Origin of the sequence: Candidatus Poriferisocius sp. (genome assembly GCF_965219775.1) — a bacterium.
Lineage (GTDB): Bacteria > Actinomycetota > Acidimicrobiia > Acidimicrobiales > Bin134 > Poriferisocius.
This window is the reverse complement of record NZ_OZ244793.1, coordinates 3049071-3074414: the sequence shown is the minus strand read 5'-3', so window position 1 is coordinate 3074414 and position 25344 is coordinate 3049071. Positions and strand designations below refer to the sequence as shown.

The window sequence follows — 25344 nt, the reverse complement described above, 5'->3', positions numbered from 1 at the left end:
CCCGAAAATGCTGGTGGGATGGTAGAGCTTGACCGCCAATGCGGGCTAGCTAAAGCCCGGCGCGGCCACGGGCCCGGAGCGAGTAGTCCGTCGAGGCGGCGCAGATCCGGCGAGAGCCCAGCCCACGCAGAGACCTACGGCCGCGTTGCAATAGGGTGGGGCATGGCACCCAAAGCCGAGTTGGCCCATCTCAAGAGTGACGAGCCCTTCGAACAGGTACGAGAGGTGCTCGACGCCGACGGGGCGGTCATCGTGGAGGACTGCTTCGGCGCCGAGGTGATCGACCAGATCCTCTCCGAGCTGGCGCCCTACGCCGATGCCCCGGGGGCCAACCAGACCCACATCAATCCCTCCATCGCCGCCTTCTTCGGCGAACACACCCGCCATGTGTCCGGGCTGGCCTCCAAATCGCCCACATTTGTGGCCGAGGTGCTGCTCCACCCGCTGATGCTCGACCTGGCGGCCGCGGTGCTCGGCCCCAACTGCGCCGACTTTCAGGTCAATGTGGCCCACATGCTGGTGGTGGGACCGGGCGCCCAGGCCCAGTTCCCCCACCGCGACGAGGACGTGTGGGTACACATGCCCCGACCCCGGCCGGAAATGGAGCTGTCGTCGGTGACCGCCCTGTGCGATTTCACCCAGGAGATCGGCGCCACCCGAGTGGTCCCCGGCAGCCACCGCTGGGAGTCCGACCGCCGGCCCGAACCCCACGAGTTCGCCGACGCCGAGATGCCCGCCGGGTCAAGGGTGATCTACCTGGGGTCCACCATCCACGGGGCCGGGGCCAACACAACCGAAGACCGCCACCGGCCGGGCTTTCACCTCAGCTACATGCTGGGCTGGCTCCGTTCCGAGGAGAACAACTGCCTGGCCACTCCCCCCGATATCGCCCGCACCCTGCCCCGCCGGGCCCAAGAACTGTTGGGCTACGACGTCCACGACGCCATCGAGGACGGCGGCGGCTACCTCGGCGCCCTGGACCTCAAGATCCCCGCCGACATGCTGGCCTCCGGCCAACTCTGACGCCGCCCAATCGGCACCGGAGCCGCCCCGCAGGATTGCCCCGACGGACGAAGGAGCGCCCCCGCTTGTCCAGTCGTCTTGATGGGGAGGTAGCCGCCAATTGCCTATGACCAAGGGCAACTGGAGGAGGAGCCGTTGTCCTATACCCCTGGCCAAACCAAGTCGCTGGTGAGGATCTGGGCGGCCCAGTTGGCCACTTTTTCGCCGGGGATGGGGCGGCGGGTGGGCCAGGGGCGGGTCACGTCCACGGGGAGGCCCCGGCTGATCACGTGTCGCAGGTTGGTGCGGTCGCCCAGAACGGTGACATCGGTCGACGGATCGCCGTCCACCACCAACACGTCGGCGGCCATACCCGGCATCAGGGTGCCCACCTCCCCCTCCATCCGCAGGGCGGTGGCACCGTTGGCCGTGGCACAGGAGATGGCCTCGATCGGGGACAGGCCGACCGACTCCACCAGCACCTCCATTTCCCGGGCGTGCCAATGGCCGTACGGGGTGAGCGCGAACCCCGACTCCGAGCCGCACAACAACTTCACCCCGGCCTCGTGAGCCTTGGCCATCATCTTGGCGGTGGCCTCGATCTCGCCCCGGAACACGTCCTGCATACCGGCCCCGGCCCCCACCAGGTGGCCGTAGTCGGCCAGATTGGCCAGGAAGGTGAACGTGGGCATGAGGGCGGCCCCGGCGTCGATCACCGCCTCAAGAGCGGCGTCGTCCATGAACGAAGCGTGCAAGACAAGGTCCACGCCCGCCTCGGCACAGGCCTGGGTGCTCCCCGCCGACCGGGCGTGGGCCATGACCGGGGTCTCCAACTCGTGAGCCGTCTCGCACACCGCCCGCAGTTCTTCCGGCTTCCAGGCCAGCAGCTCGCCCTGGTGGCGGGGAATGGAGCCGGTGGCGTGAATCTTGATCCAGTCGGCGCCGTGCTTGATGTGGCGGCGGGTCGTCTGGATCATCTCGTCCACGGTGGACACCACCTGGGCGTAACCCACCACCCCGGTGTCGGGAATGAGCCGACCCGCCGTGCCCCCCACGGCGGTGACCAGCGCCTGCACCCCGGTGGCCATGCGGGGCCCCTCCACCACCCCGGCGTCCACCGCGTCTCTCAGTGATGGTCCCATCGAGAATAAAGTGTCGGGGTCGCAGAATCCGGTCACCCCGGCCAACAGCAGCTTCTGCAGATTCCGGGCGGCGATGAGCGCGGCCAGGGTGTGGTCGCGATGGAAGAACAGCTCGTCGTTGGACTGCACGTCGTCGAAGGTGCAGTGCACGTGGGCGTCGATGAGGCCGGGCATCACCGTGTACCCGGTGGCGTCGATCACGGTGGCTTCGACCCCTTCGGCCAAGGCGGCGGCTTCGGGGCCGACGGCAACGATGCGGTCGCCCTCCAACCGCACGGCGGTGTCGGGCCGGGGCGGAGCCCCGGTGCCGTCGATCACGGTGCCCCCGGTGATCAGGATGGGTGTGGGCTCAGGCATCAGTATCGGTTCCCTTGCTCTCGCCCCTCAGGCTTCCGTTCAGTCTCGCAGGAGGGCAGCCGCGGCGTCGCGCACCGGCATGCCCTCGGTAACTCCCCGGTCGCGAGCCGGTTGGTTGCAGGCGCTGATGGTCCCCTCATCGTAGGCCTTGAACGCATCGCCCACCGGCGCACTCCACGCATCGCAGCACGCCCCGGCCAAGCCGTGGGCCTCGGTGATGGCCAACCCGGCAATGCCGGCGTCGTTCTTGCTACGGCCCCCGTCGGAACAAATGAACCCGTGCGGGCTGACCTCCAACAAGAAGGCCGCCCCGCTGCGCCCGGTGTGGCCGGCGGTGACCAGCACGTTGCGGGAGTCCTCGGGCAAGGCGAACACGATGGAATCGGTGACCACGATCTCCCGTCCGCTCGCCGAGGTGGCCTTGACCTCCCGGCGGATCTTGGTGCCCTCGTCCACCTCGCCGGGATCCTGGGTCAGCAAGAGCCGGGCGGCCTCGGCCACCGTCATTCCCTCGGCCACCCCGCACCGCTCGGCGTAGATGTTGAGCCGGGAGATCACGCCCGTGTCGTAGAGATCGAGGCCGTTGCCGAGTTCGGCGCTCATGCCGTCGGCGGCCGCCGCCGGGATGCCCAGGGCCTCCAGGAACCACAGCCCGGCGATGCCCGCGCCGTCCTTGCCGATGCAACCGTCGTGGCCGATGATTCCCCGCGGCCGGTGGGGGGCCATCAGACGGGCGGGCAGCACCCCCAAGTACGACGATGGCACCACCACGTCGGTGCCCCGGTTGCGGGCGTCCACGTACCGGGCCGAGTCCATGGCCACGATCCGCCCCCCGTCACCGTCGTACACCACCTCTTGGGGATGATCCTCTTCGTTGGCCAGCAACGGCGCTTCTTCAGCCACACCCCGACGATACTGCGGTCGCGTCTTGTGTCGCAGAACGAGCTGGTCACCGACGACCGAGCCGCCATCACAGTCCGGTGCGGCCCGCCTCACGGATCATGGGGGCGTAGTCGGCGAAGCCGGGGGCATCGGGGCGCGACCCGGTGGTGAAACCGGCATCGGTGGCCAGGCAGTGGCCGCTGGTGTAGCCGGAATCGTCAGAGGCCAGCCACAGGGCGGCGTGGGCCACGTCGGTGGCCAGGCCGGGGCGGCCCGCCAAGGGGGACGACTCGGACAGCTCGGCGAGGGCGCCGTCAATGTTGGTGTGATCCCCGGTGTGGGCGTAAGCCACCATCGGGGTGACCATCGACGCCGGGGCGATGCAGTTCACCCGGATGCCGAACCGGCACAGCTCGGCCGCCGCGTTCTTGGTCAACCCCACCACCGCGTGCTTGGCGGAGGCGTAGGCGTGGGGGCCGAGGCCACCCATCACCCCGGCGGTGCTGGACATGGAGATGATCGACCCCGATCGGTTGGGCTTCATCACCCGGGCGGCGTGCTTGACCCCGTAGAACACCCCGTGGAGCAACACGTCGAGGGAGGCGTGCCATTCTGCGGCGGGGGTGCTGTCGATCGGACCCACCGCCCCCACGATGCCGGCGTTGTTGTACATCACATCCAGTTGTCCGAATTCGGCTACCGCCGCGTCCACCAATCCGGCCACGTCATCCTCGGAGGTCACATCGCAGGCCACGAAGCGGGCGGCATCGCCCAGAGCGTCGGCCACGGCCCGGCCGGCATCGTCCTGAATGTCGCCGAGGGCCACCTGCGCTCCCTCGGCCACGAACAGCTCGGCCGCGGCCCGGCCGATGCCGCTGGATGCACCGGTGATGGCCGCCACTTTTCCTGCCAGTCGTGAGCCCATGCCAACCTCCCGGTGAAACGCCTCTGGCGGGCACCGTAACCTGGCCTGCCCATGGACACCAGATCGGAACATGCCCCAGACCTCGACGTCGACCGGTTGCAGGATCTGCTCGACCGAGACGCCATCCGCCACATCCAGGTTCGCTACGCCTGGTCGCTGGACAACCACCGGTGGGATGCGCTGGCCGAAATCTTCCTGCCCGACGCGGTGGCCGACTACCGGGGCGAGCGGTTCGAGGGTTTGGAGGCCATCGTGGCCAAGTGCGCCGCCTCGCTGGAGCCCGCCGACGCCAGCCAGCACCTGAACGGCAGCCATTGGGCCAAGGTGGACGGCGACCGGGCCATCGCGGGCTGCTACTTCATCGCCACCAAGTACATCGCCGACACGCCGGGCGGCGACACCTTCATCGTGGGGGGCAAGTACATCGACCAGATGGTCCGCACCCCCGACGGCTGGCGCATCGCCCACCGCCAACTCGTGCAGTCCTTCCTGGACGGCAACCCCGAGGTCGAGGCCGTCGCCCGAGCCCGCCACGCCACCCGCGCCGGTAGGGGCTCAGAGGCGGAGTAGGCGGGCGGCGTTGGCGTTGAGGGTGGGGGCCAACTCGGCCACCTGGGGGCCGGTACCCCGGTCCCAGCCGCCGAAGTTGGTGCCGTACACCAGTCGCTCGGTGCCGAATTGGCGCCGGGTCAGGGCCAACTCGGCTTCCCCGGCAATGTGGCAGTCGAACCACAATCGGCCCAGCGCCCGGTCGAAGGCCCCCGGCTCCTTGATCCACTCCGGGGAAGCCGGGCGACGCTCGGCCAGCGTGCGGAGTTTGGACAACACCATCGGGGCGGTGCCACCGCCGTGCGACAAGCAGATGTCCAATGCCGGGTGGCGCTCGGTCACCCCGCCGAACACCAGCGTGGCCACCGCCACCGTCTCCTCGTAGGAGTACTCCAACACCAGGTCCAGGTCCCAACGGCGCAGCCGAGGATCAAGGAGGGGACCGTCGATGCCCGACTGGGTGGGGTGCAAGAAGTGGGGCACATCCAGCTCCACGCAACGGGCCCAGAGCTGGTCCATCGCCGGGTCGTCCAGCGGGGTGCCGAAGTCGGTGCCGGTGTAGCCCCCCCGAAGGCCCAGCTCCCGCACCGCCCGGTCGAGTTCAGCGCAGGCGGCGTCGGGGTCCTGCATGGGCAGGGCGGCCAGGCCCACGAACCGGTCGGAGTGGCGGGCCACCGCGGCGGCCAGCTCGTCGTTGTGACGACGACAGAAGTCCACCGCCGACTTCGGCTCGATGAAGTGAAGGTAGGTCAGCGGGTTGGGCGACAGGGCCTGCACGGCAATGCCCTGGGCGTCCATGGCTTCGAGACGCATGTCCAACTCGATGAACAACGACCCCCGATAGGCCACGCCGTCGAGCTGGTACCCCCCTACCCGGAACCAGGGGGTGCCGTCGGGATGGGCCCCGATCTCGGGACCACAGGGTCCGGCCGCCCCCATGGTGCCCTCCAGCACGATGTGGGCGTGGACATCGATGAGGCCGCTCACCGGCGACCTGCTACCCGGACGGCTGCGGTCGGCTCGGGGCCCGAAGGCGGGGGCGTCAACGGCCTTCCATGATGCCGTCGGCGCCGGGCAGCCAGGAGGCCACACCGGACACGGGAATGGCGCACACCACGGCCTCGGTGATCTCGGCCTCGGTGGCCCCGGCGTTGCGGGCCCCGTTGGCGTGGACGTTCACGAACCGGCTGGAGAACTCGGCGGCGTTGATGGTACACAGCAGCAACTCCACGTGTTTGGCCGCCAGGGTGTTCTCGGCCAGCGACCACTGCCGCATGAGCACGTAGCCCTCCAGGGCCCGGGGGGCATCGTTGGCCATCACCTCGATGTAGTCGGGCACGAACCCGAAGTAGCTCTCGAAGTAGGCCAGCGCCGCCTGCCGGTCCAAGGAGAATTCGGGAATGGGGTCACCGGACCGGGCGGCCTCCGTCTCGAACACCTGATCCACCGTTCGGGCAAAGGCGTCGTAGACCGCCTCGCCCCGTGAGATGAGCACGGCCAGCGACGCTCCCCGGGCATCGCTCAACCGCAATCCCAATTGGTGGGACCGGGTGAGTTCCCGCAGGGCCAGCTCCCGATGGCCCCGGACCGTGGCCGCCGCCGCCATGTACAGCGCCTTGGCCCACGCCGGACAGGCGCCGTCACGGTCGGTCACGTCACGTACCCGGGCATAACCCTCGGCGAACTTCGGGGAGATGGCGGCCAACTCGCCGCCGGCCAAGGCGGGACTGCCCAGCTCCTGGTGGACGGCGTTGACGGACGTGGCGGGCATGGTCATGGTGTGCCTCTCTTGGTCGGATCCATCATGTCAGCTCGGTGCATGTTCCCATGTTGACACCAGGGGGGTCATCAGAGCTTGGACACCTCGCCGCCGTCGATCACGAAGCACGCGCCGGTGACGAAGGCGGAGGCCTCCGAGGCCAGGTAGCACACCAGCGGCCCGATCTCGTCGGGCCGGCCCATGCGGCGCACGGGAATCTTGCGCAGCCGGGCGGCCAGGGTTTCGGGGTCGCCCAGCACCGCGGCCTGGGCGTCGGTCTCGAACGCCCCCGGAGCGATGGCGTTCACCCGGATGCCATGCCGGGCCCACTCGCCGGCCAGCGACTCGGTGAGCCGCAGCATCCCACCCTTGGAGGCCGAGTAGGCGGCCAACAGCGGCTTGCCCTTGAGCCCTGAGGTGGAAGCGATGTTGATCACCGAGCCGGCTCGACCGGTGTCGATCCAGTGGGAGGCGGCCCGTCGGGCCAGGGCGGCCGGGGCCCCCAGGTTCACGGCCAGCACCTCGTCGAACACCTCGTCGGGCTGGTCGACGAACGAGGACGCAGGGGCGATGCCCGCGTTGTTGACCACCGAGTCGAGGGTGCCGAATCGACCCACCGCTTCGTCCACCAGGCGGGTGGTTGCGTGGCGGTCGCGCAAGTCGCAGGGCAACGGGGCCACGGCGTCGCCCAGCTCGTCGGCCAGGGCACCCAGGGCGTCCACCGAACGGGCGGCGGCCAGCACCCGGGCGCCCTCGGCCACCAGAGCCCGCACCACGGCCTCCCCCAACCCCCGACTGGCCCCCGTCACCACGCTCACATGGCCGTGGAGCTTCAGATCCACGCCAACTGCTCCTCCACGGTGCTCGATCCCATCCCGGCTACCACTCCTCGGAGCCCTTACTGCCCGCGCCGATCGGCCATCTCGGCGCACAACCGGGCGGCGATGCCCAAACGGAGCACCTCGGAGGCCCCCTCGTAGATGCGCATGGGGCGGGCTTGGCGGTAGTACCGCTCGATGGCGCTGCCCCGAATGAGCCCCCAACGGCCCATGACCTGCACACAACGGTCCACCACCCGACAGGCCGCCTCGGTGGCGGCCAGCTTGGCCAAAGACGACCGGTCCAGGTGGGCCGACGGGTCGTCCCGAGCGGCCTCGGCGGTGGCGTAGGCCAACAGCCGGGTGGCCTCCAGCTCGGCCCAGGAGTCGGCCAGCAGCCCGGCCACCGGACCCAACCGCACCAGAGGACGGCCGAACTGCTCCCGGGCGGCGGCGTGGTCGGCGGCGCAGGCCAGCGCCCCGTCCATGAGCCCGACGGCGGCCCCGGCCACCGAGATGCGAAACACCGACAGGGTGGCCAGCACATGGCGAAGGCCCGTTCCGGCGTCGCCCAGACGAGCCGAGGAGGGCAGTCGCACCCGGTCGAAGGTCACCTCCCCCAGCACGTGGGGGGCGATGATCTCCGGCGAGGGCGCCACGGTCACCCCGGACGCGTCGGCGGGCACCAGCACCAGCGAATGTCGGTCGCCCTCCCGGGCCAGCGTGGTGTAGAAGCCGGCCGCGCCCCCGTTGGAGATGAACGACTTGACCCCGTTCAACTCCAGCTCGTTCCCGTCGGCCGTCAACGTGGTTTGGATTCCCCGGAGGTCGGAGCCAGCCACCGGCTCGGTGAGGGCCAGCGCGGCCAGCACCTCGGCGGTGGCCACCCGGGGCAGCCACTCCTCCCGCTGCTCGTCGGTGCCGGCCACGGCGATGGCGTAACTGCCGATGCCCTGGAGGGCGAACAGCGAGTCCAGATGGGCCGAGGCCGCCATCAGCGCCTCCCGAACCACGCAAACGGCCAAGGGATCCACCCGCTCGTGACGACCGCCGTAGGCCGCCGGCACCATCAGCGAGCACAGGTCGCCGGCCCGCAAGATCTCCAAGGTGGGCTCGTGTACGTGGCTGCACTCGTCGGCCTCGGCGGCCAACGGCGCCACCTGGGCCGCCACCGCCCGAGCCTCCTGCTGGATGGCTCGGGTGTCGGAGTCGAGCTCGAACGCCATACCATGCCGGACAGTACGCGCTGAAGGACGGGGGAACCACCGTGAGCGACATCATCGTTGAGCGAAACGACCGGATCGTCTGGCTGCGGCTGAACCGGCCCGAGCGATTGAACTCCTATGACCGGACCACCGTCGACGAGATCATTGCCGCCTTCCGGGAGCACACCGATGCCGGAGTGGTGGTGATCACCGGGCAGGGACGGGCCTTCTGCGCCGGGGGCTACCTGGCCAATTTGGCCGAGGCCGACTTCTATGCGCTGCGGTCGATGTTCTACGGCTCGCTGGAGCTGTTCGACGCCATACGTAACGCCCCCATGCCGGTGATCGCCGCGGTGAACGGCCCCGCGTTCGGGGGCGGCAACGAGCTGGTGGTGGCCTGCGACTTCGCCGTTGCCGCGGCGTCGGCCGAGTTGGGCCAGACCGGAGTGAAGGTGGGCAGCGCCCCGGTGCTGGGCGGCACCAACCTGTTGGCCATGACCATCGGGGAGAAGCGGGCCAAGGAGGTGGCCTTTCTGTGTCGTCGCTATACCGCCGAACAGGCGTGTGAGATGGGGTGGATCAACGCGGTGGTGCCCGACGATGAGCTGGAGGACGAGGTGCATCGGTGGTGCGAGGAGCTGCTCGCCATGAGCCCCCGCTATCTGGAGGCGGCCAAGATCAGCTCCAACGTGTACTGGAACCAACTGCGCGACAACATGGCCTCGGGGCTGGGCATGTTGGCCCAGGCCATCGGATCGCCCGACATGGTGGAAGGGGCCACCGCCTTCATGGAAAAGCGACGGCCGCAGTTCCCCCCCAGGGGCACCCGATGAACGCCACCGGCGAGGGGGAGGCGGCTCCCCGCCAAATCGAGGTGCTGGCTTCGGTCCGGGGCCGGGTGATGTGCATGGACTCGGCCTACGACGTGGACGAGGCCAACCGGGGTCGGGACGTGTGCGTGAACTCCTCGTACTGCGGCGTGCTGCCCGCCCGGTTCATTGCCGAGCACCGGCCCCGGGCAGCCATCGGCATGGACTGCGGAGTGGGGCCGGAGGGTTCGGCCATTGCCGGGCTGTGGTATCTGGAGGCGCTGGGCATCCCGGCGGCGGTGGCCGACGTGATGACCGCCCACCTGGGCGACGGAGTACACCTGTACCACCACGGCATCGTCAGCTTCGCCAATCAGCCCGCTCTGGACTGCGGGGTGACGGCGGGCATGGCGGTGCGGGAAGCGGCCGCCCTGTTGCTGGAGCACGATCCGGTGGCCGCAGCCGCGTCGGAGATCACCAACCGCACGGTGATGGAAACCACCCCCGACGGGCGCAGTGTGGTGGCCGCTGATTCCATCGCCTTCGGCACCAGTGAGGACACCGACCGCAACGTGCTCGTCACCGCGGGCCACACCGGGCGCTCGGCGGTGCCCTACCTGCGCCGATGCCGCCCCTTCGGGTTCATCTGCTCCGACGGAGGGCGGGGGCTCAACGACTCCGGTATGGCCGGGCTCTACCTGGTGGAGGCTGATGGCCTAGCCGGGGCCACCGTGGACGCCCGTCGAGCCCGCATGGGCAGTGGCCTGTCGCACTACCACGACGGCATCATCTCCGCGGTCAACGCCCTGGCGGCCGCCGCCGGCGTGGAGATCGGCATGGCCTGCCCCCAAGCCGCCCACCACCTGTTGCATCGCCGGCCGCCGACGGCATCGCCGGTACCTTGAGGGTTCGTGACCCCCGACGGGCCGCGCCGCGATCGTGATGATGCCGGCCTCTGCTGAGATGTTCGCCCAGTCGTCCGGCAGCGGCATTCTCGAGGACGCCTTGACGCCGACCGACTGGCTGCAGGCGGGCATCATCATGTGTGCCTCCATCGTGTTGGCCATTGTGGTGGCCAACGTGGCCCGGAGGGTACTGACCCACTGGGTGGGGCCGGGCTTCGCCGCGGTGGGCGTCTCCCGACTGGCCGCCTATCTCGTGTTCCTGGTGGGGTTGTTCTATGCCCTGACCAGCCTGGACGTGCAGGTCGGGCCCCTCATCGGTGCCATCGGGCTGGGCGGCTTGGTGCTGGCGCTGGCGCTTCAGAAGCTGGTGGAGAACTTCTTGTCGGGGCTCATCCTGCAGGCTCGCCGACCCTTCAAGGTGGGCGACACCGCGCTGTTGGGCGACCACCTGGGCATCGTCACCGATATCGACTCCCGCACCACCGTGCTGCGGGGCCTGGACAACACCATCGTACGTCTGCCCAACAGCGACGTGGCCGCCGGCCCGATCGTCAACCTCACCTACGAGCCGCTGCGCCGCAGCGAGTTGGAAGTGGGGGTCGCCTACGACACCAACTTGCAGACCGCCGCCCAGTGCCTCACCGAGGCGCTCGGCCGGGTGCAGCGGGTCAAGGCCGAGCCCGCGGCGCAGGCGCTGCTGACCCGCTTCGGGGCATCCAGCATCGACTTCACCCTGTACTACTGGCACGACAGCGACGTGCCCACCGAGCTGGCCACCCGCCACGATGTGATCCTGTCGGTCCACCAGGGCTTGGCCGCCACAGGTATTACCATCGCCTTCCCGCAGATGGTGGTGTGGTCGGGCCACAACGAGGACGCCCAGCCCTACCGCGGCCGCTCCGACATCTTGACCGCTGCCTCGCCTCCGGACGCTGCCCTCGGTCCGGAACCGGCACTGGCCCGCCAACTCTCCCGCTGGCGAGTCCGCATCAACTCCCTCCGCCGCTTCCCCCCCCGACAAGTAGCCACTGCCCCCGCAACCCACCGGCACCCGTTGATCACGGGTCGATCGGTTGGCCGAGGAGGTGGGTGAGGGTTTGGACGTGGTGGTGCCAGTCGTGGGGGGTGGGGGCCAGGGGGACGAGGAGGACGTGCTCCAGTCCGGCGTCGATGTAGGGGACCAGGGTGCGGGCGATGTGGTCGACGTCGCCCACCACCATCTCTCGGTCGCCGTAGCCGTCGCCCACCACCGACCACCGGCCGGCGTCGGCCAGAGGATCGCCCAGCCGCAGCTCCATGTGAATGGAGATGGTGGTGTCACCGGGGGCGCGACCCAGGCGATCCTGCTCGGCTCGCAGGAGGGCCAGCCGCTCGGCGAACACCTCCGGGGGGGCCCAGGTTCCCATCCACCCGTCGCATCGGGCGGCCCGGCGGAGGGCGCCGGGTGACGATCCGCCGACCCAAACGGGGATGGGGGTCGCCGGTCGGGGGTTGACCCGCACGCCGGTGAAGCTGAAGTGCTCGCTCTGGTACTCGGTGGCCCCCGACCAGGCGGCCTGCCACCCGCCGAGATAGTCGTCCAGCCGTTGGGCCCGGCGCACCATGGGCACGCCGCAAGCCTCGAACTCCGGCTCCAGCCACCCGGCCCCCACCCCCAGGATGGTGCGTCCGGGGGCCAGCCAGTCGAGGGTGGCCCATTGCTTGGCGAACTGCATGGGGTTTCGGTAGGCGGGGATCAGCACCGACGTGCCCAGCCCCACCCTGTCGGTGTGGGCCGCCACCGCCGACAACAGCGGCACCGGCTCGGGGAAGAACGACGGCATCCCCTCCAGGTCGGTGGGCACGGCCACGTGGTCGGCGGTCCACACGTCGTCAAAGCCGGCCTCCTCGGCCATCCGGGCCACCTCGATCAGCAACCCCGGCGATGCGGCCCGGCCCAGTTGCGGCAATTGCAGACCCCACTTCACGAGATGTACTCCGGGGGGAACCAAGATCGGCCGGAGTCCAACAAGGCCAGCCTCTTGACCATTAGTACCGGTAGCGGGGCCAGGGCGGATGGATGGAGTACTCCACGACGCCGTAGCCCCGCTCGCCGGTCTCCAGCACCTCGAAATCGAAGAACGGCTCGTGACAGTCCAGCCGCACCTCGGCGTCGTTCTCGTCGCGCATGAGCCCGTTGCGGGTGTGGGCGTGCTTGCGCCCGGTGCGCACGGTCAACACCTCGCCCCCGGTGGTCTCGAAGGTCATGTCGAAGGCCATGGCCGTGCGCTGGTCCTCCTCCAAGCGGGGCACGCAGGTGGCCGACCGCAACGGACGGGTACCGTCGGCGTCGCCGATCCATCCCCCGACGGCGGGCGTGTCACCGGGTAGGGGCTGGCTGGGGCTCATCCAACCGAAGGCGTTGAGGTGTCGGTCGGCGAGCTGCACCGACGGCCAGAAATGCCCCCATGACTCGGCCTGGGTGCGGCGGTGGCGCACATCCCAGGGGCCGGGCCGTTCGAACCGATGGGTCCAGGAGTGATCCCGGTGCGACCAGCACCGAATCTCCCGGCGCTCACCGGCCCGGGGACCGCCACGGGCCTCCAGTTCGCCCGAGCAAGAGAGCGCCTGCTCGTAGTGGCCGCCGTACCCCTCATAGGCCCCCAGCGGGTTGCCGCCGAAGCAGTCGGCGTAGTCGAACACCCCGAAGCGGTCCTCGAAGGTCAGATCGAATCCGAATCGGGGAGCGTCGAGCTGCCAGCGATAGCGGGCGAACGGCGCTTCCACGGCGTAGGAGAGCTTCCCGTCGCCCAACGACTCGAACGGGGTGGCCGGCCCGATGTCGGCAAGCAAGGGCCGGCGGGAGGCCCACTGCACGGGCACCCCGTCGATCACGTAGAACGCGCTGGCCCGGAGGTAGCCGTGGGACAAGCTGGCGTGGATGTGATTGATGCCGTACACGTCGGCGTCCCGATCGCACACCGAGAACCAGAAGTTGTCGCTCCACAGGGCATCGGTGCCCGGCGGCGGGCGGTGGAGGTACTCGTCGGCGGGGCTGAGCGGCATCGAAACCCGACAATACGCTAGGGCTGAGCGGCCTGGCTGGCCGGGCCGATCAGGTGAACCTGGCCCCGACCCTTCTCCACCCGGCCGATGGCCACCGCCCGGTGGCCACCGGTGCGCAACAGGTCGATGGCCTTGGTGGCGTCGGCCTCCCGCACCACCACCACCATGCCCACGCCGAGGTTGAACACCCGGGCCATCTCCTTATCGGCCACCTCGCCGATGCGCTGCAGTTCCGCGAACACCCGAGGCTGCTCCCAGCAACTCCGGTCGACCACGGCGTCCACCTTGTCGGGCAAGACCCGTTGCAGGTTGCCGGGGATGCCCCCACCGGTGATGTGGGCGATGGCCTGCGCTTCCACTTTGGCCAGCATTGCTCGCACGGCCGGGGCATAGATCACCGAGGGCAACAGCAGTTCGTCGGCCACCGAGTGGGGGCTGCCTTCCCAGGCGGGGTCGTCCAGTGTTCGCTCGGCCACCTCGAAATAGAGCCGACGGGCCAAGGAGTAGCCGTTGCACCGAAGTCCGGGGGACGGCAGGCCGATCAGCGTGTCACCCGGACGGACCTTGGCCCCCGTGACCAGGCGATCCCGCTCCACCACCCCCACGGCGAACCCCACCAGCTCGAACTGATCCTGCGACGCGGTGGGCGACGAGGACACCACCCCGAAACCGGCCACCGGATGCTCGGCCATTTCGCCGCCGATCAGGGCGCAGCCTGCCTGGCGACACCCCTCGGCCACGCCGAGCACCAGTTGCTCCACCCGATGCGGATCCAGCCGGCTCACCGACAGGTAGTCCAAGAAGAACAGCGGCTCGGCCCCCTGGCACACCAGATCGTCCACGCACATGGCCACCAGGTCGATGCCGATAGTGGTGAACCGCCCGGCGGTCGACGCCACGTAGGCCTTGGTGCCCACGCCGTCGGTGGCCGACACCAGCACCGGCCTCTTGTAGCCGTGGCGGGTGAAGTCGAACAGCCCCCCGAAGCCGCCCAGGTCGCCGATGGCCTCTGGGCGAAACGTGGAGCGAACGGCGTCCTTGATGCGCTCCACCGCCTGCTCGCCGGCGGCGATGTCCACCCCCGAGGAGGCGTAGGTTTCACCCACCGGCTGCCCCATCGGGTGCCGGCCCCAATGACAACACCGGCTGGTTGGCGGGCGCCGGCGGACCCTCCGGCTTCGGCAGAACGGCGGCGCTCTCCGGCCCCAGGGCCACCGGCACCTCCACCGGATACTCGCCGGTGAGACAGGCGTTGCAGAATCCGGCCCCCACCGCGCCGGTGGCTGCGGTCAAGCCCTCCAGGTCGATGAACGCCAGGGTGTCGGCCCCCACGTAGTCGGCCATCTCGGCCACGGTGAGGTGGGCGGCCAGCAGCTCGGAGCGGTCCCCGGTGTCCATGCCGAAGTAGCAGGGCCAGCGGTAGGGCGGGGAGCTGATGCGCAGGTGGACCTCGGCGGCGCCCGCCTCCCGCAGCATGGCCACCAGGGCCCGGGTGGTGGTGCCCCGTACGATGGAGTCGTCGACCACCACCAGCCGGTTGCCCGCGATGCTGTCCCGCAGGGGATTGAGCTTCATCCGCACCCCCATGGATCGCATCTGCTGGCTGGGAGCGATGAACGTGCGCCCGATGTAGCGGTTCTTCACCAGCCCCTGGCCGTAGGGTATGCCGCTGGCCCGGGAGAACCCTTCCGCTGCGGGCAGTCCCGATTCGGGCACGCCCATCACCAGATCGGCCGGAACCGGGGATTGTCGGGCCAGCATCTCACCCATACGCACCCGGGCGTGGTGCACGCTCTGGCCGTAGATCACCGAGTCGGGCCGGGAGAAGTAAACGAACTCGAAGATGCACATTCGGGGATCCACCCGCTCCTCGGGGAACGGGCGCACGGATCGCACCCCGCTGCCGTTGATCACCACCATCTCCCCCGGCGCCAGCTCCCGCAGGAAATGGGCCCCCACGATGTCGAGCGCTGGGGTCTCCGACGCCAACACCCACCCCCGGTCCAACCGCCCCAGGCACAGGGGGCGAAAGCCGTTGGGGTCCCGTACCCCGATCACCCGCTCCTCGTCGGCCAGCACCAACGAGAACGCCCCCTGCAGTCGGGGCAGCACGCCCTCCAGCGCCCGCTCCAGCACCCGGCCCCGGGCCCTGATCGACGGCGACATGGCCGTGATCTCGGCCGCCAGCAGCTCCCCGATCAGGTCGCTGTCGGAGCCGACCATGCCCGGCAGCAGTGCGGTGGTTTCGGCCAGCGCCACGGTGTTGGTGAGGTTGCCGTTGTGGCCCAGCACGAACTGGTGGTCGCCGGTGCTGCGGTACACCGGCTGGGCGTTGCTCCACGAACTGGTGCCGGTGGTGGAGTATCGGGTGTGGCCGATGCCCAATCGGCCGTCCAGGGTGGCCAGGGTCCGGTCGTCGAACACGGTGGCCACCAAGCCCATGTCCTTGACCACGGTGAGGTTCTCGCCGTCGCTCACCGCGATGCCCGCCGATTCCTGGCCCCGGTGCTGCAGGGCGTGCAGGGCCAGGTAGTTCAGATGGGCCACCGGATCGTGGGGGGCGTAGATGCCGACGACGCCACAGGCCTCCCCGGCGATCTCATCGATGGACTCCCCCATGGGCACCCCGATGGGCCCCCCTGTCGGCTCCCGCAGGGAATCAGCCACGGTCTCAGTCTGGCATGGCCGAGCGCTCACGGGATCACCTCTCCGGTGGGCCGGGCATGGCCGAGTTCCAGCGGCGGGTGATGTCGGCCATGTCCACATCCACCAGGCCCCGAATGGTGAACCGGTCACCTCCGGCCAGCCCGATGCGGGCCACGGCCACCCCGGCCGCCTCGGCCGCCGACTCCACCGCCGACAGCAACTCGGGGTTCACCGCGGCCACCACCCGGGAGGGGGCCTCACCGAACAGCTCGGCGTGGCCGTGAATGCGGGCCCCGCGAAAGCCGATGCCGGACACGGCGGCCATCTCGGCCAACGCCACCCCCACCCCACCGCTGGACACGTCGTGGACGGCCGAGACCATGTCGCCCGCCACCAGGGCCCTCACCAGATCCGCCACCCGCCGATGTTGCCCGTAGTCCAGCTCGGCCAGTCGGCCCCGTTTGTGCCCGGCGGTGGCCGCGGCCCACTGCGAACCCGACAGCTCGGCGTCGCCCGCCCCGATCATGATCGCCCGGTCGCCTTCGTTCCAGGCCAGGCCGGGGGGAACGCGGATCAAGCGGTCGATCACCCCGAGCAAACCGATCACCGGGGTGGGGTCGATGTTGTGGCCGTTCGACTCGTTGTAGAGGCTCACGTTGCCGCCCACCACCGGAATGCCGAAGGCCTCGCAGGCCTCGGCCATGCCGTCGATCGCCTCCGAGAGCTGCCACATCACCTCGGGATGCTCGGGATTGCCGAAGTTCAAACAGTTGACCAGGGCCAACGGTCGGGCCCCCACGCAGGCCAGGTTGAGCACCGACTCGGCCACCGTCCGGGCCGTGCCCCCCCGAGGGTCGACCGCACACCACCGGTGGTTGCCGTCGACGGTCAGGGCGAGGCCTCGACCGGTGTCGGCGCCGGTGGTCGGGTGCTTGAGCCGCAACACGGTGGCGTCGGCGCCGGGGCCGACCACGGTATTGCAGAACAGCATGTGGTCGTATTGGCGATAGACCCACGACGGGTCGGACAACAGGGCCAACAAGTCGGCTCCGACGTTGGCAGGCGGCGGCAATTGCCCGGCCGTGTCGGCTCTGGCCTCTTCCCAGTCGGACGGCGGGCGGCGGGGGCGGTCGTACAGCGGGGCGTCCTCGTGCAACGAGGCCGCAGGCACCTCGGCCAGCACGGGCCCGTCCAAACCGTCGCGCACCCGCAGCAGGCCACCGGTGGTGACCCGGCCGACCACGGAAGCCTGGACATCCCAACGGTCACAGATGGCCAACACCTCGGGCAGGTGGTCGGGTTCCACGATGGCCAGCATCCGCTCCTGCGATTCGCTGGTGAGCACCTCGAAGGGCTCCATGCCCGGCTCCCGACGGGGCACGGCAGCCACGTCCACATCCATGCCCACCCCGCCCCGGGAGGCGGTCTCGCTGGTGGCGCAGGTGAGCCCGGCACCCCCGAGGTCTTGGATCCCCACCACCAGCCCGGCGTCCAAAAGGCCCAGGCAGGCCTCGATGAGCCGCTTCTCCTCGAAGGGGTCTCCCACCTGCACGCTGGGCCGCTTGTCGGCCTGGGCCTCCTCGTCGTCGAAGGAGGCCGAGGCCAGCACGCTCACCCCGCCGATGCCGTCGCGCCCGGTGGACGCGCCCAACAGCACCGCCAGGTTGCCCGCACCGCTGGCCCGGCCCAGCACCAGCCGTTCGGCGGGCATCACCCCCAGGCAGAGGACGTTCACCAACGGGTTGCCCGAATAAGTTCCATCGAACACCGTTTCGCCGCCCACGGTCGGCACACCCACCGCGTTGCCGTACCCGGAAATGCCCGACACCACTCCTTCGGCAATCCAGCGACTGTGGGGGTCGTCAGTACGGCCGAATCGCAGCGAATCCATGACCGCCACCGGCCGGGCCCCCATGGTGAAGACATCCCGAAGAATGCCGCCCACCCCGGTGGCCGCCCCCTGATAGGGCTCGATGGCCGACGGGTGGTTGTGGCTCTCGATGCGGATGGCAACGGCGATACCGTCCCCCACGTCCACCACCCCGGCATTTTCGCCCGGACCGACCAACACCCAGGGGGCCTCGGTGGGCAGCCGACTCAGGTGCCGTCGGGAGGACTTGTAGGAGCAGTGCTCCGACCACATCACCGCGAACATGGCCAATTCAAGGTGATTGGGGGCGCGGTTCAACAGCTTTTGGATGCCCCCGGCCTCCTCGTCGGTCAACCCCAAGGTTCGATGAAGGGGCTCGCTCACCGGAAACCACCCGAACTTTCGGAGGCCGAAGGTTTGGGGGGGCCGGTTGGCCCGAAAGTCGATGGAATTGAATGGTGAGTTTGAACAGCGTGACCGGGTATAGTTGAATACGGGCGGTCAGCTTGCTGATCACACCTGTTCAACCTCGAATACAACCTGAAATGAGGAACCCGATGGTATCTGAAGAAGCCAAGTCGGCGCGGGCTCACGGACAAGCACAGGGGCGCACGGTCAGCCGTTACCTGAACGCTCTCGACTCCACCAAGCCGAAGCGGGGCCGGCAGCGCTCGACCGAGAGAATGCAGGCCCGCGTTGCCGAACTTCCCGGTGAGATCGCCCAGGCCAAGCCGCTGAAGCGCGTTCATCTGATCCAAGAACTCATGGACTTGGAAGCCGAGTTGACCAAAGAAGTCGAAAAAGTGGACATCAGCGAATCCGAGGGTGAGTTCATCGCCATCGCTGCCGAGTACAGCAACCGCAAGGGCATTTCCTATGCGGCATGGCGCGAGGTTGGCGTTCCGGCCAGCGTTCTGAAGGCTGCCGGCATCGCCCGCACCCGCTCCACGGACTAATCACCGCTGATCAGACCCTTCAGCAAGGCAGCACCGTCGGTGCTGCCCAGCAACGGATGAGCCGCTCGCTCAGGGTGGGGCATGAGCCCCACCACGTTGCCGTTCTCGTTGCACACGCCCGCGATGTCGGCCGTTGATCCATTGGGATTGTCCCGGTAGGTGAGCACAATTCTCCCTTCGGCGCGCAACTCGTCCAGCGTGTCCGGTGAACACACGTAGTTGCCCTCAAAGTGATTGATGGGAATGCTGAGTTCTCGGCCTACCGCCAAATGGCGGGTCAACGCTGAATCATTGGACTCGACCCGCACGACCGCAGGCTGGCACAGGAACCTCAGTCCCTGATTCTTGTAGAGGGCACCGGGCAACATCCGGGCCTCGGTGAGTATCTGGAAGCCGTTGCAGATGCCCACCACCGGTCCGCCGGCACGGGCAAAGTCGGCCACCGCCCCCATGATCGGTGAGAAACGGGCCATCGCCCCGGTTCGCAGATAATCGCCGTGGGCGAAGCCTCCGGGTAGTACCACCGCGTTTACGTCTCCGAGCGTGGTGTCCTTGTGCCAGACCAGCTCTCCGGCTCCCCCGACCGCGTCCACCGCCTCCACAACGTCGTGTTCACAGTTGGAACCGGGAAAGACCACCACGCCCACTTTGGTCGTCACCGCCCCCTCCCCTTCACGGCAGCCTGCCAACGGTGATGTCCACGTCCTCGATCACCGGGTTGGCCAGGAAGCGCTCGCACATGGCTTCGACCAGTTGACGGGCCTCGGATTCCCGGTTGGCCCGCACCGTGAACCGGATGCTCTTGCCCACCCGCACCCCGTGAACCCCGGTGAATCCGAGGGCGGGAAGGGCCCGTTCGATGGTCAAGCCCTCGGGGTCGGCAATGCCCGGGCGAAGGCTCACCTCCACCAACACCGAGAAGTCCTGATTCCCGGCCCCTTGGTGTGCCGAGTCTTCGCCCGGCGACCCCTTGTTGATGGACTCCTCGCCCATGGACCCTGGTGTCATGACCGCCCGGTCATCCGGGCCAGTCGGCGAAGCGGCGGCCGGTGATGATCTCGTAGGCGCTGATGTAACGGTCCGAACTGGCGGCCACCACGTCGGCGGGTAACGGGGGCGGGGGGTACTGCTTGTTCCAGTCCAGCGTGCTCAGGTAGTCGCGCACCGGCTGTTTGTCGTACGACGGCGGCGTCGTCCCGGCCACCCAGCCGTCGGCCGGCCAGAACCGGGAGGAGTCGGGGGTCAACACCTCGTCGGCCACCACCAGGGTGCCGTCCACCAAGCCCATCTCGAACTTGGTATCGGCGATGATGATCCCCCGGTCGGCGGCCGCCTGCGAGGCCCGGCGGTACAACTCCAGCGAGGCCGACCGGGCCTGCTCGGCCAAATCCGGGCCCACCAGGGCCACCGCCTGGTCGTAGGAGATGTTCTCGTCGTGGCCGGACTCCGCCTTGGTCGACGGGGTGAACACCGGTTCGGGCAGTTGGTCCGATTCCTGCAGCCCGGTCGGGAGGTCCTGGCCGTGCATGGTGCCGTGTTCCCGGTACTCCCGCCAGGCCGATCCGGTGATGTAGCCCCGGACGATGCACTCGATGGGCAGCATCTCGGCTCGTCGGCACAACATGGCCCGTCCGGCCACGCCGTCCACCTGGGCCTCGTGGGGCAGGTCGGCCACGTCGGTGGAGATGAGGTGGCTGGGCAGCACGTCGGCCAGCGTCTCGAACCAGTAGGCCGACATGGCGGTGAGCACCCGGCCCTTGTCGGGTACGGGTTCGTCCATCACCACGTCGAACGCCGAAATCCGGTCCGACGCGATCATCAACAGGCGGCCGTCGCCCGCGTCGAAGATGTCGCGGACCTTGCCGGAATGCACCGGGGGCAAGCCGATGTTCTGCTTGGCGTACTGGCTCATGGGCTGACTCTGCTCCGAGTGGTGGGTTGGTCGGTGTTGGGGGGGATCACAAGATGGGCTCCGGTTGGTAGGCGGCGGCGTCGGGGAACTCCTGGGCCAGTTCTCCGGCCTTGGCGGCGAAGTCCTGCGCCTGTTGGACCGCGGCCCCGGTCAGCGACAGCGGCTGGGCTCGGATGGCGGCCACCGCGTCTCCCACGGGGGGCAGACGGTCGTCGGTGGTCACCGCCGAGAAGAAGTCCTCCCCCTTGGGCACGTGTTCGGCGATGACCCGATGGGCCTGTTCCCGGCCGGCCCCGGCGGCCACCGCGGCGGTCAGCACCCGGGTGGCGGCCAGCGCGGGCAGGTTGGCGGCCACCTCGGCGGCAATGGCGTCGGGAAACACCGACAGCTCATTGAGCACCACCAGCACCGACTCCAGTTGCCCGTCGAGGGCCAAGAAGGCCCCCGGCAGGGCCACCCGGCGAACCACCGAACAGCTCACATCGCCCTCATTCCACTGGTCCCCCACCAACGCGCCCACCATGTCGCCGTAGCCCCGCACCACCACCGAGAGCCCGCCGATGCGCTCCGCGGTGCGGGCGTTGCGCTTACCGGGCATGGCCGAGGATCCCACCTGTCCGGCCTGGTAGCCCTCGGAGACCAGCCCGAGGCCAGCCATGAGCCGAACGGAACGAGCCAGGTTGGCCGGGGCCGACGAGGCCTGCACCAGAGCCGACACCACGTCGTAGTCCAGTGACCGGGGATACACCTGCCCCACGCTTCCCATCACCTCGTCGAAGCCGAGCCCAGCCGCCACCTCCTGCTCGAGGGACCACACCAAGTCGGAGGACCCGCCGAACAGGTCGAGCTGGTCCTGCTGGGTCCCGACCGGGCCCTTGAGCCCCCGCAGCCGGTAGCGACCCAGCAGATCCTGGATCCGACGCAACGCCGCCAGCCCCTCCTCGCCGTAGCTCGCCAACCGTTTGCCCAGGGTGGTGACCTGCGCGGGCACGTTGTGGGTGCGCCCGACCATCACCAGTTCGGCGTGTTCGCCGGCCAGCTCGCCCAGCGAACACACCACGGCGGCCAACTTGTCCCGCACCAACAGCAGCGAGTTGCGGATCTGAAGCTGCTCGATGTTCTCGGTGAGATCGCGCGACGTCATTCCCTTGTGGATGAGCTCGTGGCCGGCCAGGGCGCAGAACTCCTCGATGCGGGCCTTCACATCGTGGCGGGTGACGCGCTCCCGGGCCCGGATGGAATCCAGATCCACCTGGTCGATGACGGCCCGGTAGGCCTCCACCGCGCCGTCGGGCACCGCGATGCCCTGCCGTTGCTGGGCCTCCAGCACCGCCACCCAGAAGCGACGCTCCGCTTTGACCTTGCCCTCCGGCGACCACAGGGCGACCATGGCCGCACTGGCGTACCGGTCGGCCACCACGTCGGGGAGGTGATCCTTGCCCGTCGGTCGATCGCGGCTTTCAGGCCCGCGGCCATCGTGGCCGTCGAGACCGTCGGGAACGGGCTCCCGGTCAGCCACCGGCCATCTCCGCGCGGTGGGCGGCCAGGCGATCGGCCAAATCGGCGTCGGAAACGGCCAGGATCTGGATGGCCAGCAGGGCGGCGTTCATGGCCCCATTGATCGCCACCGTGGCCACCGGGATCCCCTTGGGCATCTGCACAGTGGCGTAGAGGGCGTCGACCCCGTTGAGGGCGCCGCCCGCCAGCGGCACCCCGATCACCGGCAGGGTGGTCTGGGCGGCCGTCGCCCCGGCCAAGTGGGCGGCCATGCCCGCCCCGCAGATGATGGCCCCGAACCCGTTGTCGCGGGCTTCGGACACGAACCGGCGCACCTTCTCGGGCGTGCGATGGGCCGACATGACCTCCCAGTGGCAGTCCACCTCGAACTGCTCCAGGGTGGTGCGGGCCGGAGCCATGGTGTCCTCATCGCTGGCCGATCCCATCAACACGGCGACCCTCTTGCTCACGGTCTGGCTCATGGTGCGACCCTCCCCAAAGTGCCCTGTACGGCGTCGGCGGCGATATCCGTGCGAACGTAGCGGCCCGGCCAATCGATGTGGGTGACCCCGGCGTAGGCCCGGTCTCGGGCGGTGGTCAGGTCGGGTCCCTGCCCGGTCACCGCCAGCACCCGACCCCCGGCGGTGTTGAGCCTCCGGCCATCCTGGTGGTCACCGGCGGGGGCCACCCCGGCGCAGAACACGGTGACCCCCTCTTCGGCGTTGGCCTCGTCGATCCCGACAATGGGGTCGCCCACTCTCGGGGCAGCGGGGTAACCCGCAGCGGCGCACACCACGGTGACCGCGGCGTCCGGTCCGTACTCCGGCACGGTCGTCAACGATCCCGCGGCCGCCCCGGCCAGCAACTCGGCCAGGTCCGACCGCAACCGGGGGAGCACCACCTGGGCTTCGGGATCGCCGAAGCGCACGTTGTACTCGAGCACCTTGATGCCGTGGGGGGTGAGCATCAAGCCGGCGTACAGCACCCCGCGGTAGTCGATGCCCCGCTGCCGCAGGGCCGCCAACGTGGGCCCGACCGCCCGATCCATCACCTCGGCCACCACGTCGTCGCCCGCCACCGGCACCGGGGAGTACGCCCCCATCCCCCCGGTGTTGGGGCCCACATCGCCGTTGCCGATGCGCTTGAAGTCCTGGGCCGGGGCCAGCGGCACGGCCCGGTGGCCGTCGCACACGGCCAGCACCGACAGTTCCGGGCCGGTGAGGCCCTCCTCGATCACCACCCGGCGCCCGGCCTCGCCGAAGGCCTCCCCCGACAAGTAGGAGCGCACGGCGTCGGCCGCCTCCCCCCGGCTTTCGGTGACCAGCACACCCTTGCCCGCGGCCAAGCCGTCGGTCTTGATCACGAAGAGGTCGCCCATGGTGTCGAGATAGCCGAGGGCGGCCTCCGCTTCGGTGAACGAGCCGTGGGCGGCGGTGGGCACTCCGGCGGCCACCAACAGCTCCTTCATCCACGCCTTCGACCCCTCCAGCCGGGCACCATCGGCACCGGGGCCGAAGACCAGGCCACCGGCGGCTCGCAGCTCGTCGGCCAGGCCGTCCACCAGCGGGGCTTCCGGGCCGATCACGTAGAGGTCGGCGTCGATCTCAGTGGCGGGCGTCGAGGTGGAGCCGGGGATGCCGGGGTTTCCGGGGGTGACCACCACGTCGCAGGATCGACCGAGCACATGGGCCAAGGCGTGTTCCCGGCCGCCATGGCCGACCACACACACCTTCACGGGGCCGGGCGGTAGGTCAAGAACTGATCGCGGCCGGGGCCGACCCCCACCAACGAGGCGGGGACGCCCGCCTGTTCCTCGATGAAGCGCAGGTAGTCGTCGGCCTGCCGGGGCAATTCCGACCGGTCGCTCACCCCGGTCAGATCGGTGCGCCAGCCCGGCAAGTCCTCGTAGACGGGAACCGCCCGATGGATGTCCGACTGGTGGTAGGGCAGGGAGTGGTGCCGCTCACCGTCGATGTCGTAGGCCACGCAAACCCTGATGGGGTCGAGGTCGTCGAGCACGTCCAGCTTGGTGATGGCCAGATCGGACAGGGAGTTGACCCGCACCGCGTGCCGCAGCATCACCGTGTCGAGCCAGCCGCAGCGCCGGCGACGCTTGGTATTGGTGCCGTATTCGTGACCCACGTCCACCAGGTGGTCGCCGATCTCGTCGGTGAGCTCACAGGGGAACGGCCCCGAGCCCACCCGGGTGACGTACGCCTTGGTCACGCCGATCACCCGGTCGATGTGGCGAGGGCCGATGCCCGCCCCCACACAGGCCCCCCCGGCCACCGGATTGGACGAGGTGACAAACGGATAGGTGCCGTGGTCGAGGTCCAAGAAAGTGGCCTGGGCCCCCTCCAGCAGCACGTTGCCGCCGGTGTCCAGGGCATCGTGTATCAGCCCCACCGTGTCGGCGATGTGGGGGGCCAGCCGGGGGCCGCATTCCTCCAGATACTGCTGGGCCATGGCCTCGGGGTCGAAGGGCAGCCGGTTGTAGACCTTGGCCAACAGCGGGTTCTTCTCGTGCAGCACCACGCCGAGCTTCTCCCGGAAGATCTTGGGATCGAGCAGGTCCTGCACCCGCAATCCGACGCGGGCCGCCTTGTCGGCGTAGGCCGGGCCGATGCCCCGCTTGGTGGTGCCCAGCTTGTTGCGCCCCAGGTGCCGCTCGGTCACCACGTCCAACGCCTGGTGATAGGGAAGGATGAGGTGGGCGTTGCCGCTCACCCGGAGCCGTCCGCAGTCGATGCCCCCGGCGGCCAGTTGGTCCATCTCGGCGATGAGCACCAAGGGGTCGACCACCACGCCGTTGCCGATGATCGGGGTGACGTGGGGGGAGAGCACGCCGCTGGGCACGAGCTGGAGTTTGAAGGTCCGACCCTCCACCACCAGCGTGTGGCCGGCGTTGTGGCCCCCCTGGTAGCGCACCACCATGTCCATGTCGCGGGCAAGGAGGTCGGTGAACTTGCCCTTGCCCTCGTCGCCCCATTGGGTGCCTACGACCACCGTTGCCGGCAAAGACCTACTCCATCAGCGTGGCTTACGACTGGACCTTACCCGGCCCA

At 69.3% G+C, this 25344-nt stretch carries 25 protein-coding genes; 6 read left to right on the top strand and 19 right to left on the bottom strand.

The features are described 5' to 3' along the window. Window positions 1-162 precede the first annotated feature (162 nt). The gene (locus ACOQPQ_RS13920) at window positions 163-1023 is read left to right on the top strand and encodes a phytanoyl-CoA dioxygenase family protein (protein WP_420640011.1); all 861 of its coding nucleotides are present in this window, start codon (window positions 163-165) and stop codon (window positions 1021-1023) included. A 140-nt stretch (window positions 1024-1163) separates the two neighbouring features. On the opposite strand, the gene ACOQPQ_RS13915 is transcribed toward ACOQPQ_RS13920, so the two are convergent. The 3 genes from ACOQPQ_RS13915 to ACOQPQ_RS13905 all read right to left on the bottom strand — a co-directional run bounded on the left by ACOQPQ_RS13915 (window position 1164) and on the right by ACOQPQ_RS13905 (window position 4308). Then, on the bottom strand, window positions 1164-2501 hold the full coding sequence (locus ACOQPQ_RS13915; RefSeq protein WP_420640010.1) for an amidohydrolase family protein: 1338 nt from the start codon (window positions 2499-2501) through the stop codon (window positions 1164-1166). 39 nt (window positions 2502-2540) lie between these two features. After that, window positions 2541-3404: a hypothetical protein gene (locus ACOQPQ_RS13910; protein WP_420640009.1), complete on the bottom strand. Its 864-nt coding sequence runs from the start codon at window positions 3402-3404 to the stop codon at window positions 2541-2543. Between the two features lie 67 nt (window positions 3405-3471). Further along, window positions 3472-4308 (bottom strand): SDR family oxidoreductase, encoded by an 837-nt coding sequence (locus tag ACOQPQ_RS13905; protein WP_420640008.1) that lies wholly within the window; start codon window positions 4306-4308, stop codon window positions 3472-3474. A gap of 51 nt (window positions 4309-4359) precedes the next feature. Between ACOQPQ_RS13905 and ACOQPQ_RS13900 the strand changes: the two genes are divergently transcribed. Further along, window positions 4360-4878: a nuclear transport factor 2 family protein gene (locus ACOQPQ_RS13900; RefSeq protein WP_420640007.1), complete on the top strand. Its 519-nt coding sequence runs from the start codon at window positions 4360-4362 to the stop codon at window positions 4876-4878. On the opposite strand, the gene ACOQPQ_RS13895 is transcribed toward ACOQPQ_RS13900, so the two are convergent. The 4 genes from ACOQPQ_RS13895 to ACOQPQ_RS13880 form a co-directional block, all read right to left on the bottom strand. Further along, on the bottom strand, window positions 4864-5844 hold the full coding sequence (locus tag ACOQPQ_RS13895) for an amidohydrolase family protein (RefSeq protein ID WP_420640006.1): 981 nt from the start codon (window positions 5842-5844) through the stop codon (window positions 4864-4866). The two genes, ACOQPQ_RS13900 and ACOQPQ_RS13895, sit on opposite strands and share 15 nt — an antisense overlap. 55 nt (window positions 5845-5899) lie before the next feature. Next, the gene (locus ACOQPQ_RS13890; protein ID WP_420640005.1) at window positions 5900-6634 is read right to left on the bottom strand and encodes a carboxymuconolactone decarboxylase family protein; all 735 of its coding nucleotides are present in this window, start codon (window positions 6632-6634) and stop codon (window positions 5900-5902) included. Between the two features lie 71 nt (window positions 6635-6705). After that, on the bottom strand, window positions 6706-7458 hold the full coding sequence (locus ACOQPQ_RS13885; protein ID WP_420640004.1) for an SDR family NAD(P)-dependent oxidoreductase: 753 nt from the start codon (window positions 7456-7458) through the stop codon (window positions 6706-6708). A 56-nt stretch (window positions 7459-7514) separates the two neighbouring features. Then, complete coding sequence (locus ACOQPQ_RS13880) at window positions 7515-8660, bottom strand: acyl-CoA dehydrogenase family protein (protein WP_420640003.1); 1146 nt, start codon at window positions 8658-8660, stop codon at window positions 7515-7517. 41 nt (window positions 8661-8701) lie between these two features. On the opposite strand from ACOQPQ_RS13880, the gene ACOQPQ_RS13875 reads away from it, so the two are divergent. The 3 genes from ACOQPQ_RS13875 to ACOQPQ_RS13865 are packed head-to-tail and all read left to right on the top strand — an operon-like array spanning window position 8702 to window position 11446. Further along, on the top strand, window positions 8702-9472 hold the full coding sequence (locus ACOQPQ_RS13875; RefSeq protein ID WP_420640002.1) for an enoyl-CoA hydratase/isomerase family protein: 771 nt from the start codon (window positions 8702-8704) through the stop codon (window positions 9470-9472). Beyond that, complete coding sequence (locus tag ACOQPQ_RS13870; RefSeq protein ID WP_420640001.1) at window positions 9469-10353, top strand: hypothetical protein; 885 nt, start codon at window positions 9469-9471, stop codon at window positions 10351-10353. Before ACOQPQ_RS13875 ends, ACOQPQ_RS13870 begins: the two co-directional genes overlap by 4 nt. A 40-nt stretch (window positions 10354-10393) precedes the next feature. After that, window positions 10394-11446: a mechanosensitive ion channel family protein gene (locus ACOQPQ_RS13865; RefSeq protein ID WP_420640000.1), complete on the top strand. Its 1053-nt coding sequence runs from the start codon at window positions 10394-10396 to the stop codon at window positions 11444-11446. Here ACOQPQ_RS13865 and ACOQPQ_RS13860 read toward each other — a convergent pair. The 5 genes from ACOQPQ_RS13860 to purL all read right to left on the bottom strand — a co-directional run bounded on the left by ACOQPQ_RS13860 (window position 11412) and on the right by purL (window position 18298). After that, window positions 11412-12302, bottom strand: coding sequence for a TIGR03619 family F420-dependent LLM class oxidoreductase (locus ACOQPQ_RS13860; protein WP_420639999.1), 891 nt, complete (start codon window positions 12300-12302; stop codon window positions 11412-11414). The two genes, ACOQPQ_RS13865 and ACOQPQ_RS13860, sit on opposite strands and share 35 nt — an antisense overlap. Window positions 12303-12381: 79 nt before the next feature. Next, complete coding sequence (locus tag ACOQPQ_RS13855) at window positions 12382-13398, bottom strand: hypothetical protein (RefSeq protein ID WP_420639998.1); 1017 nt, start codon at window positions 13396-13398, stop codon at window positions 12382-12384. 17 nt (window positions 13399-13415) lie between these two features. After that, the gene (gene purM / locus ACOQPQ_RS13850; protein WP_420639997.1) at window positions 13416-14504 is read right to left on the bottom strand and encodes a phosphoribosylformylglycinamidine cyclo-ligase; all 1089 of its coding nucleotides are present in this window, start codon (window positions 14502-14504) and stop codon (window positions 13416-13418) included. Further along, window positions 14497-16023, bottom strand: a complete 1527-nt coding sequence (purF, locus tag ACOQPQ_RS13845) for an amidophosphoribosyltransferase (protein WP_420640423.1) — start codon at window positions 16021-16023, stop codon at window positions 14497-14499. Before purF ends, purM begins: the two co-directional genes overlap by 8 nt. A gap of 76 nt (window positions 16024-16099) precedes the next feature. Then, entirely contained in the window at window positions 16100-18298 is a 2199-nt protein-coding gene (purL, locus tag ACOQPQ_RS13840) for a phosphoribosylformylglycinamidine synthase subunit PurL (RefSeq protein ID WP_420639996.1), read from the bottom strand. A 173-nt stretch (window positions 18299-18471) separates the two neighbouring features. Here purL and ACOQPQ_RS13835 point away from each other — a divergent pair, with 173 nt between their 5' ends. Further along, the gene (locus tag ACOQPQ_RS13835) at window positions 18472-18870 is read left to right on the top strand and encodes a hypothetical protein (protein WP_420639995.1); all 399 of its coding nucleotides are present in this window, start codon (window positions 18472-18474) and stop codon (window positions 18868-18870) included. Here ACOQPQ_RS13835 and purQ read toward each other — a convergent pair. Genes purQ through ACOQPQ_RS13800 form a run of 7 tightly spaced genes read right to left on the bottom strand, consistent with a single transcriptional unit; the run spans window position 18867 to window position 25297 of the window. Beyond that, a complete protein-coding gene (gene purQ, locus ACOQPQ_RS13830; protein ID WP_420639994.1) occupies window positions 18867-19529 on the bottom strand; it encodes a phosphoribosylformylglycinamidine synthase subunit PurQ in 663 nt (220 codons plus the stop codon). The genes ACOQPQ_RS13835 and purQ overlap by 4 nt on opposite strands. Window positions 19530-19542: 13 nt before the next feature. After that, on the bottom strand, window positions 19543-19878 hold the full coding sequence (gene purS / locus ACOQPQ_RS13825; protein ID WP_420639993.1) for a phosphoribosylformylglycinamidine synthase subunit PurS: 336 nt from the start codon (window positions 19876-19878) through the stop codon (window positions 19543-19545). A 10-nt stretch (window positions 19879-19888) separates the two neighbouring features. Beyond that, entirely contained in the window at window positions 19889-20782 is an 894-nt protein-coding gene (locus ACOQPQ_RS13820; RefSeq protein ID WP_420639992.1) for a phosphoribosylaminoimidazolesuccinocarboxamide synthase, read from the bottom strand. 46 nt (window positions 20783-20828) lie between these two features. Continuing rightward, entirely contained in the window at window positions 20829-22301 is a 1473-nt protein-coding gene (gene purB / locus ACOQPQ_RS13815) for an adenylosuccinate lyase (protein ID WP_420639991.1), read from the bottom strand. After that, window positions 22294-22761: a 5-(carboxyamino)imidazole ribonucleotide mutase gene (gene purE / locus ACOQPQ_RS13810; RefSeq protein ID WP_420639990.1), complete on the bottom strand. Its 468-nt coding sequence runs from the start codon at window positions 22759-22761 to the stop codon at window positions 22294-22296. Before purE ends, purB begins: the two co-directional genes overlap by 8 nt. Then, window positions 22758-24014, bottom strand: a complete 1257-nt coding sequence (purD, locus tag ACOQPQ_RS13805) for a phosphoribosylamine--glycine ligase (protein ID WP_420639989.1) — start codon at window positions 24012-24014, stop codon at window positions 22758-22760. Before purD ends, purE begins: the two co-directional genes overlap by 4 nt. Next, the gene (locus ACOQPQ_RS13800; RefSeq protein WP_420639988.1) at window positions 24011-25297 is read right to left on the bottom strand and encodes an adenylosuccinate synthase; all 1287 of its coding nucleotides are present in this window, start codon (window positions 25295-25297) and stop codon (window positions 24011-24013) included. Before ACOQPQ_RS13800 ends, purD begins: the two co-directional genes overlap by 4 nt. Window positions 25298-25344: the final 47 nt, after the last annotated feature.

What these genes read in the sequence shown, in the direction of transcription:
- ACOQPQ_RS13855 (WP_420639998.1), bottom strand. Translation starts at nt 13,398, where the DNA reads ATGCCGCTCAGCCCCGCCGACGAGTACCTCCACCGCCCGCCGCCGGGC.
- ACOQPQ_RS13890 (WP_420640005.1), bottom strand. Translation starts at nt 6,634, where the DNA reads ATGACCATGCCCGCCACGTCCGTCAACGCCGTCCACCAGGAGCTGGGC.
- ACOQPQ_RS13880 (WP_420640003.1), bottom strand. Translation starts at nt 8,660, where the DNA reads ATGGCGTTCGAGCTCGACTCCGACACCCGAGCCATCCAGCAGGAGGCT.
- ACOQPQ_RS13835 (WP_420639995.1), top strand. Translation starts at nt 18,472, where the DNA reads ATGGTATCTGAAGAAGCCAAGTCGGCGCGGGCTCACGGACAAGCACAG.
- purS (WP_420639993.1), bottom strand. Translation starts at nt 19,878, where the DNA reads ATGACACCAGGGTCCATGGGCGAGGAGTCCATCAACAAGGGGTCGCCG.
- ACOQPQ_RS13905 (WP_420640008.1), bottom strand. Translation starts at nt 4,308, where the DNA reads ATGGGCTCACGACTGGCAGGAAAAGTGGCGGCCATCACCGGTGCATCC.
- ACOQPQ_RS13920 (WP_420640011.1), top strand. Translation starts at nt 163, where the DNA reads ATGGCACCCAAAGCCGAGTTGGCCCATCTCAAGAGTGACGAGCCCTTC.
- ACOQPQ_RS13870 (WP_420640001.1), top strand. Translation starts at nt 9,469, where the DNA reads ATGAACGCCACCGGCGAGGGGGAGGCGGCTCCCCGCCAAATCGAGGTG.
- purE (WP_420639990.1), bottom strand. Translation starts at nt 22,761, where the DNA reads ATGAGCCAGACCGTGAGCAAGAGGGTCGCCGTGTTGATGGGATCGGCC.
- ACOQPQ_RS13865 (WP_420640000.1), top strand. Translation starts at nt 10,394, where the DNA reads ATGCCGGCCTCTGCTGAGATGTTCGCCCAGTCGTCCGGCAGCGGCATT.
- ACOQPQ_RS13915 (WP_420640010.1), bottom strand. Translation starts at nt 2,501, where the DNA reads ATGCCTGAGCCCACACCCATCCTGATCACCGGGGGCACCGTGATCGAC.
- ACOQPQ_RS13900 (WP_420640007.1), top strand. Translation starts at nt 4,360, where the DNA reads ATGGACACCAGATCGGAACATGCCCCAGACCTCGACGTCGACCGGTTG.
- ACOQPQ_RS13820 (WP_420639992.1), bottom strand. Translation starts at nt 20,782, where the DNA reads ATGAGCCAGTACGCCAAGCAGAACATCGGCTTGCCCCCGGTGCATTCC.